8 protein-coding genes are annotated in these 7,519 nt (G+C 74.9%); 2 read left to right on the top strand and 6 right to left on the bottom strand.

From position 1 onward, the window contains the following. A partial coding sequence (locus tag LPA27_RS06750) for a hypothetical protein (protein WP_228941952.1) occupies nucleotides 1–235 on the bottom strand: 235 nt, incomplete at its 3' end. After that, complete coding sequence (locus tag LPA27_RS06745; RefSeq protein ID WP_228941951.1) at nucleotides 232–843, bottom strand: ATP-binding protein; 612 nt, start codon at nucleotides 841–843, stop codon at nucleotides 232–234. The genes LPA27_RS06750 and LPA27_RS06745, both read right to left, overlap by 4 nt. A gap of 69 nt (nucleotides 844–912) precedes the next feature. On the opposite strand from LPA27_RS06745, the gene LPA27_RS06740 reads away from it, so the two are divergent. Then, complete coding sequence (locus tag LPA27_RS06740; protein WP_228941950.1) at nucleotides 913–1,590, top strand: hypothetical protein; 678 nt, start codon at nucleotides 913–915, stop codon at nucleotides 1,588–1,590. 102 nt (nucleotides 1,591–1,692) lie between these two features. Here the strand turns inward: LPA27_RS06740 and LPA27_RS06735 are convergent, their stop codons facing one another. From LPA27_RS06735 to deoC, 3 genes are read right to left on the bottom strand one after another with little or no spacing between them, the layout of a single operon-like run. Beyond that, nucleotides 1,693–2,565, bottom strand: a complete 873-nt coding sequence (locus tag LPA27_RS06735) for an aldehyde dehydrogenase family protein (RefSeq protein WP_056863880.1) — start codon at nucleotides 2,563–2,565, stop codon at nucleotides 1,693–1,695. After that, the gene (locus LPA27_RS06730) at nucleotides 2,562–4,010 is read right to left on the bottom strand and encodes an aldehyde dehydrogenase family protein (protein WP_228941949.1); all 1,449 of its coding nucleotides are present in this window, start codon (nucleotides 4,008–4,010) and stop codon (nucleotides 2,562–2,564) included. The genes LPA27_RS06735 and LPA27_RS06730 overlap by 4 nt, the downstream gene beginning before the upstream one ends. Before the next feature lie 4 nt (nucleotides 4,011–4,014). Next, nucleotides 4,015–5,007 carry a deoxyribose-phosphate aldolase gene (gene deoC, locus LPA27_RS06725; RefSeq protein WP_228941948.1) on the bottom strand — a complete coding sequence of 331 codons (993 nt, stop codon included), beginning with the start codon at nucleotides 5,005–5,007 and terminating at the stop codon, nucleotides 4,015–4,017. A 91-nt stretch (nucleotides 5,008–5,098) separates the two neighbouring features. Here deoC and LPA27_RS06720 point away from each other — a divergent pair, with 91 nt between their 5' ends. Then, nucleotides 5,099–5,722, top strand: coding sequence for a hypothetical protein (locus tag LPA27_RS06720; RefSeq protein WP_193661264.1), 624 nt, complete (start codon nucleotides 5,099–5,101; stop codon nucleotides 5,720–5,722). Between the two features lie 100 nt (nucleotides 5,723–5,822). Here LPA27_RS06720 and LPA27_RS06715 read toward each other — a convergent pair whose 3' ends face one another. Beyond that, nucleotides 5,823–7,499, bottom strand: a complete 1,677-nt coding sequence (locus LPA27_RS06715; RefSeq protein WP_228941947.1) for a phospho-sugar mutase — start codon at nucleotides 7,497–7,499, stop codon at nucleotides 5,823–5,825. Nucleotides 7,500–7,519: the final 20 nt, after the last annotated feature.

Genomic DNA, 7,519 nt, shown 5'->3' with positions numbered 1-7,519 from the left:
ACGGGGGAGTGCCGACGGCGCGCGGCCACGGCGCCTGCAGGGCACCGGTCGCGTCCCGCGCCCCGGTCAGCCGTCGGTGGGCGGCCAGCACCTCCGCGCCGAAGCGGGGCAGGGCGCGCTCGGCGTACGCCGCGTCGTCCAGCATGCGCGCCACGACCACCACCGCCGCGCCGCAGGAGCGCTGGTCGGGCTGGCGCAGCGCGGGCCCGAAGGGCAGCGGGGCGCCGCCGGTCACGGCGCCGGCGCCCCGGCCCGCAGGGCGTCGACCACGGCCACGGCCTCGTCGGGGGAGACCGGGCGGCAGCCCTTGGCCACGGCGTCGGCCACCACACCGCGCTGCGCGCGGGCCAGGGCGAGGCCCCGGCGCACCAGCACCAGCGGTGGCTTGCGGTGCTCGCGCAGGTCGCGGGTCAGGCGCAGCCAGAAAGTGAGCGCGGCCGAGCGACGGATGCACAGCGCCGCCCCGAGGATCCCCGCCTCGCGGGCCGGGCCCACGACGTCCTGGGCGAAGATGCCCTCGGCGAGGACGAGGTCGCCGCCGCAGAGGTCGAGCAGCCGGGTGCCGGTGCGACCGTCGTGGGCGATGTCGTAGACCGGCACCTCCGCGCGCCCGTCGCGGCACAGCGCGACCATCGCCTCGAGGGCGTCCTCGGGCAGCCAGGAGTCGGGGTGGTCCCAGTCGACGATGCCGGCGTTGGCGCCCTCGGTGATCCGCGGGAGCGTGGGGTCGCCCCCGGACTTGTAGAAGTCGTCGAGGCGCAGCACGGGCAGCCCGATCCGCTCCGCGAGTCGCGACTTGCCCGACCCGGAGGGGCCGGCGAGGACGATCACCCGGGCACGCACCGGCCCATTGTGCCGCCTGGCGCGGGGCGTCGGTGTTTCGGGGGCGGGCCCGGCGGGCAGGAGGGCCCCATGGTGGAGAAGAGGACCGCGCTCGGCGTCGCGGCGGGTTTCGTGGCGGGCGCGGTCGTGGTCGTGACGGCGACAGCCGTCGCCGGCGGGGGAGAGGCCCCCGTCGCCGACCCGCCCGACGTCTCCCCGCGCGTCTGCGGACAGGTGCTCGACACCTCCCTGCTGAGCAGCCTCGACTGGCAGGCGCCGGGTGTCGAGGCGACCGGCGACCTCGTGGCCGGCGGCTGTCGCCTGCGCGCCTACGACGTCGGCTCGATCGGGGTCCTCAGCGTGCCGGTCGTCGTCGAGGAGGAGCCCGAGGAGTCCGGCTCCACCGGGTCCTCCGCGGGGCCCGCCACGGACGTCTCCGGCTCGCCCTCGACCGACACCGGGTCGGCGGCCCCCGAGAGCGACGAGGAGGCCGCCCAGCGCACCTGGGACGAGGCGTGCGCGCTGATGCGCTCGCGCGGGGAGACGGTGGAGTCGCCGGTCGTCGGCCTCCCCGCCGACCTCGAGGCCTGCGGCACCCTGCTCGACGGCGACGACCCGACGGGCGTCTCGCGGGTGTGGTTCCGCGAGGGCAGCGCCGTCGTGCGGGTGACCCTCACCGCCGCGCGCCCGGTCGACCCGGTCGCCGCGCGGCAGGCCGTCGCCGACGTGGTCACCGCTACCCGCAGCGCCCTGGCCGCCGCGGACTGACCCCGCCACGCGAGCCTCCTCCGCGAGCCCGCACGCGACGACGCCCCGGCCGTGGGCCGGGGGCGTCGTCGATGTCGCTGCTGTCGGGGTGCGTGACTCGGGTCAGACGCCCATCGGGTGCCAGACCGTCTTGAGCTCCAGGAAGTCGGTCATGGTGTCGAGCCCGGGCTCGCGGGTGAAGTCGGGCTCGGCCGCCGGGGCGCGACGCACGCGCTTGAGGTTGTCGGCCGCGGCCACCTCCAGGTCGCGCGCCAGCTCGGTCTGGCCCGCGGTGCCGAGCAGGTCGAGGGCGTTGACGTCCATGTGCGAGGCCAGCCACGGGCCGAGGGTCGCGGCCGACCCGGTCAGCACGTTGACCACGCCGCCGGGCACGTCGGAGGTGGCGAGCACCTCGGCGAGGGTCACCGCCGCCAGCGGCCGGGAGTACGACGACACGACGACCGCGGTGTTGCCCGTGACGACGACCGGCGCGATCGCGGTGACCAGCCCGAGCAGCGAGGACCGCTCGGGGGCGAGGACGGCGACGACGCCGGTGGCCTCGGGGGTGGTGAGGTTGAAGAACGGCCCGGCGACGGGATTGGCGCCGCCGACCACCTGGGTGATCTTGTCGGCCCAGCCGGCGTACCAGACCAGCCGGTCGACGGACTCGTCGACCACGCGCTCGGCCTTGCTCGCCGACAAGCCCTCGGACTGCACGACGGCCTGCACGAACTGCGGGCGACGGTCCTCGAGCACCTCGGCGACGCGGTAGAGCACCTGGGCGCGGTTGTAGGCCGTGCGGCCCGACCAGGGACCGAAGGCCTTGCGGGCGGCGACGACGGCGTCGCGGGCGTCCTTGCGCGAGGCGAGGGCGGCGTTGGCCACGAAGGCTCCCTTCGCGTCGGTGACCTCGTAGGTGTAGCCGGACTCCGAGCGGGGGAAGGCGCCCCCGACGTAGAGCTTGTAGGTCTTGCGCACGTCGATGCGGTCGCTCATCGCTGTCCTCCCTCGAGGTAGGCCGCGAGGCCGTGACGGCCGCCCTCGCGCCCGTAGCCGGACTCCTGGTAGCCGCCGAAGGGGCTGGTGGGGTCGAACTTGTTGAACGTGTTGGCCCACACCACGCCGGCGCGCAGCCGGCTGGCGATCTCCAGGATGCGCGAGCCCTTCTCCGACCAGATGCCGGCGGAGAGGCCGAAGGGGGTGTTGTTGGCCTTCTCGACCGCCTCGGAGGGGGTGCGGAAGGTCAGCACCGACAGCACGGGGCCGAAGATCTCCTCGCGGGCGATCCGGTGGGCCTGGGTCACCCCGGTGAAGACCGTCGGGGGGAACCAGAAGCCCCGCTCGGGCAGCTCGCAGGCCGGCGACCAGCGCTCGCCGGAGACCTCCTGCTCGCCGACGTCGGCCAGCTCGCGGATGCGGGCGAGCTGGGCGGCGGAGTTGATCGCGCCGATGTCGGTGTTCTTGTCGAGCGGGTCGCCCAGGCGCAGGGTCGACATCCGCTCGCGCAGGCGGTCGAGGACCTCCTCGGCGATCGACTCCTGCACCAGCAGCCGCGAGCCGGCGCAGCAGACGTGGCCCTGGTTGAAGAAGATGCCGGTGACGATGCCCTCGACGGCCTGGTCGACGGGGGCGTCGTCGAAGACGATGTTGGCCGCCTTGCCGCCCAGCTCGAGCGTGACCTTCTTGGAGGTGCCGGCCACCGTGCGGGCGATGGCCTTGCCGACCGCGGTCGAGCCGGTGAAGGCGACCTTGTCGACGCCGGGGTGGGCCACGAGGGCCTGACCGGTGGCGCCCGCGCCGGTGACGATGTTGACGACGCCCGCGGGCAGGTCGGCCTGCTGGCAGATCTCGGCGAAGAGCAGCGCGGTCAGCGGCGTCGTCTCAGCCGGCTTCAGCACCACGGTGTTGCCGCAGGCCAGTGCGGGCGCGACCTTCCACGCCAGCATCAGCAGCGGGAAGTTCCACGGGATGACCTGGCCGGCGACGCCGAGCGGGGTCGTGCCGTAGCCCGCGTGCTCGAGCTTGTCGGCCCAGCCGGCGTAGTAGAAGAAGTGCGCGGCGACCGTCGGCACGTCGACGTCGCGCGACTCCTTGATCGGCTTGCCGTTGTCGATGGTCTCCAGCACGGCCAGCTCGCGGCTGCGCTCCTGGATGATCCGCGCGATGCGGTAGAGGTACTTGGCGCGCTCGCGGCCGGGCATCCGGCCCCACACGCGCTCGTGGGCCTTGCGGGCGGCCTTGACCGCGGCGTCGACATCGGCGTCGCTGGCCTCGGCGACCTCGGCGAGGACCTCCTCGGTGGCGGGGTCGACGGTCGCGAAGGGGGTGCCGTGGCCGTCGACGAACTCGCCGCCGACGAAGAGGCCGTAGGTCGCCTTGATGTCCACGACGGCGCGCGACTCGGGCGCCGGGGCGTAGTCGAAGGGGCTGCTGGGTGTCATGGGATCAGTCCAGGGTGAAGTAGTCGGGGCCGGAGTAGCGGCCGGTGCGCAGCTTGGTGCGCTGCATGAGCAGGTCGTTGAGCAGCGTCGAGGCGCCGAAGCGGAACCAGTCCGGGTCGAGCCAGTCGGCGCCGGCGACCTCGTTGACCATCACGAGGTACTTGATCGCGTCCTTGCTGGTGCGGATGCCGCCCGCGGGCTTCACCCCGACCATCTGGCCGGTCTGGCGGCGGAAGTCGCGCACGGCCTCCAGCATTACCAGCGTCACCGGGAGGGTGGCGGCGGGCTGCACCTTGCCGGTCGAGGTCTTGATGAAGTGGGCGCCGGCCAGCATGGCCAGCCAGGAGACCCGGCGGACGTTGTCGTAGGTCTGCAGCTCGCCGGTCTCGAAGATCACCTTGAGGTGGGCGTCCTCGCCGTCGGCGCGGGCGCAGGCCTCGCGCACGGCCACGATCTCCTCGAAGACCTGGAGGTAGCGGCCGGAGAGGAAGGCCCCGCGGTCGATGACCATGTCGATCTCGTCGGCGCCGGCCTCGACCGCGTCGCGGGTGTCGGCGAGCTTGATGTCGAGGGCCGCGCGACCGCTCGGGAAGGCGGTGGCCACGGCGGCCACGTGCACGCCGCTGTCGCCGAGGGTCTCCTTGGCGGTGGCGACCATGTCGGGGTAGACGCACACCGCGGCCGCCGACGGGCACGCCGGGTCGGCGGGGTCGGGGCGCACGGCCTTGGCGGCCAGCGCGCGCACCTTGCCGTGGGTGTCGGAGCCCTCGAGGGTGGTGAGGTCGACCATGCGGATGGCCAGGTCGAGCGCGTGCTCCTTGGCCGTGGTCTTGATCGAGCGCGTCGCCAGCGACGCGGCCCGGGCCTCGGCGCCGACCTGGTCGACACCGGGGAGCCCGTGGAGGAAACGGCGCAGCGCCGCGTCGGACGAGGTGACGTCCGCGAGGCCGCTGCCGCCGGTCGGCGCGGTGGCAGCCGACGAGGCAGTGATAGGCATGAGGGCAGCATAGGGTTGCGCGCCGTCGGTGCCCCAACCGGCGACCGGGCCCCACCGGGCCCCGCAGTGAGCGCACGCGGAGGAGAGTCACGTGGTCGACGAGAGCGTCGAGGTCCAGCGCTTCCCGCCCAGCAACGGCAGGTTCACCGGCTACCTCGGTCTCGCCATCGGTCCGGCCGTCCTCGTCCTGGCCGGCGTGTACGGCGGGCTGGGCCCGGCCCTCGTCGTGGGCGTCGCGCTGTTCGAGGTCGTGGTGTGGCTGGTCATGCTGCGCCCGGCCGTCTGGGTCGAGGGCGACGTGCTGGTGCTGCGCCACCTCGTGCGCACCGACCGGGTGCCGCTGGCCGCGGTCACCAGCGTGGTCGTGCGCCACGTCCTGGCCGTCTTCGCCGGTGAGCGCCGCTTCGTCTCCCCGACCATCGCGCGCAGCTCGCGCCAGCTCATCGGCGAGGCGCGTGCGGCCCGTCGGGGAGGTCGCCCCAGCAGCTGGCTCAGCGAGGTCACCGCGCCCGCGGGCAAGGGCGTCGACCAGGCCGACTTCGTCGAGCAGCGGCTGCGTCACCTGGCCGAGCAGGCCCGTCTGGCGCGCGGAGTGGCGGCCCGCTCGCCCGAGCAGGAGGCGCTGCTCGGCGAGGCCCGGCGCAGCACCAGCTGGCCCTGGGTGGGCGTCGTCGTGGTGCTCGCCGTCGCCCTCGTGGTGACCCTGCTCGTGTGACCCTGCTCGTGTGACCCTGCCCTGACGCCGCGCGTGTGACCCTGCTCGTAGGACCCTGCCCGTGCGACGTCGTCGCGCAGCGCCGGGCCCCCGCCGGGGCCTACAGTCCCGCGGCGGCCGCGAGGTCGGTGCGGACGGCGTCGAGGCGTCCCGCGGCGACGATGCGGGCGGCCGCGACGGCATCGGCCACGTCGGCGTCGGGGCCGGCCTCCACGGGCACGACCACCTCGAGGTAGCACTTGAGCTTGGGCTCGGTGCCGCTGGGGCGCACGACCACGCGCGCGCCCTCGGCGAGTCGGTAGCGCAGGCCCTCGGTGGGCGGCAGGCCGCCGGCGGGCGGAGCGGCGAGGTCGTCGACCGCCTCCACCGCGAGGCCCCCGAGCACGGTCGGCGGGGTGGAGCGCAGCGTCTGCATCGCCCGGGTGATGACGCCGAGGTCCTCGACGCGCACCGAGAGCTGGTCGGTGGCGTGCAGGCCGTGGCGGCGTGCGATGTCGTCGAGCAGGTCCAGCAGCGTGCGGCCCTCGGCCTTGGCCCCGGCGGCGATGTCGCACAGCAGCAGGAGCGCCGAGACGCCGTCCTTGTCGCGCACGTGCTCGGGGTCGCAGCAGTAGCCGAGCGCCTCCTCGTAGCCGAAGGCGAGGCCGTCGACGCGACCGATCCACTTGAAGCCGGTGAGGGTCTCGACGTAGGGCTGGCCGGCGGCAGCGGCCATGGTGCCGAGCAGGCTGGAGGAGACGAGGGAGGTGGCGTAGGTGCCTTCGCGGCCCGAGCGCAGCAGGTGGTCGGCGAGCAGGGCGCCGACCTCGTCGCCGCGCAGCATGCGCCAGCCCTGCGGGGTCGGCACGGCCGCCGCGCAGCGGTCGGCGTCGGGGTCGTTGGCGACCACGAGGTCGGCGTCGACGCGGGCGGCCAGCTCCATGGCCAGGTCCATGGCGCCCGGCTCCTCGGGGTTGGGGAAGGCGACGGTGGGGAAGTCGGGGTCGGGCTGCTCCTGCTGCTCCACCACGCGGGGGGCCGCGAATCCGGCCGTCTCCAGCACCGCGGCGACCGAGGTGCCGCCGACGCCGTGCAGGGGGGTGTAGACGATGTCGAGGTCGCGCGGCCCGTCGGCCACGAGGGCGGCGGTGGTGTCGAGGTAGCGGTCGACGACCTCCTCGCCCAGCACCCGCCCGGGGCGACCGCGGGGCACGTCGGCGACCCGGCCGACCGCGGCGATCTGCGCGGCGATGGCGGCGTCGACGGGGGCGACGATCTGGCTGCCGTCGCCGAGGTAGACCTTGTAGCCGTTGTCCTCGGGCGGGTTGTGGCTGGCGGTGACCATCACGCCGGCGGCGCAGCCGAGCTCGCGGATGGCGTAGGCGAGCACGGGTGTCGGCAGGGGGGCGGGCAGCAGGTGGGCCTCGAAGCCGGCGCCGGTCATCACCTCGGCGGTGTCGCGCGCGAAGACGTCGCTGTTGTGCCGCGCGTCGTAGCCGATCACCACGCCGCCGCGCGCCCCCGTCCCCCGGAGGTACGCCGCGAGACCGGCGGCCGCCCGCGTCACCACCACGCGGTTCATCCGGCGGGGCCCCGCACCCAGGGCGCCGCGCAGGCCGGCCGTGCCGAACTCCAGCGTGCCGTCGAAGCGGTCGGCCAGGTCGCCCTGCGCCGCCGCGTCGCCCGCCTCGGCCGCCGTCACGACCGCGTCCAGCTCGGCCCGGGTGGCCGGGTCGGGGTCGTCGGCGGTCCAGGCGCGGGCGAGGTCGAGCAGCGTGGCGAGGTCGGGGCGGGTCATGGGGCTGACGCTAGTGCGTG

The organism is Nocardioides sp. Leaf374 (genome assembly GCF_916862475.1).
In the GTDB taxonomy this organism is placed as follows: domain Bacteria; phylum Actinomycetota; class Actinomycetes; order Propionibacteriales; family Nocardioidaceae; genus Nocardioides; species Nocardioides kribbensis.
Note: the sequence above shows the minus strand (reverse complement) of the source record. Positions and strands in the feature narration are given on the sequence as shown.

Excerpts from the sequence above, each read along its gene's own strand:
- LPA27_RS06735 (WP_056863880.1), bottom strand. The coding sequence starts at position 2,565 with ATGAGCGACCGCATCGACGTGCGCAAGACCTACAAGCTCTACGTCGGG.
- LPA27_RS06740 (WP_228941950.1), top strand. The coding sequence starts at position 913 with ATGGTGGAGAAGAGGACCGCGCTCGGCGTCGCGGCGGGTTTCGTGGCG.
- LPA27_RS06730 (WP_228941949.1), bottom strand. The coding sequence starts at position 4,010 with ATGACACCCAGCAGCCCCTTCGACTACGCCCCGGCGCCCGAGTCGCGC.
- deoC (WP_228941948.1), bottom strand. The coding sequence starts at position 5,007 with ATGCCTATCACTGCCTCGTCGGCTGCCACCGCGCCGACCGGCGGCAGC.
- LPA27_RS06715 (WP_228941947.1), bottom strand. The coding sequence starts at position 7,499 with ATGACCCGCCCCGACCTCGCCACGCTGCTCGACCTCGCCCGCGCCTGG.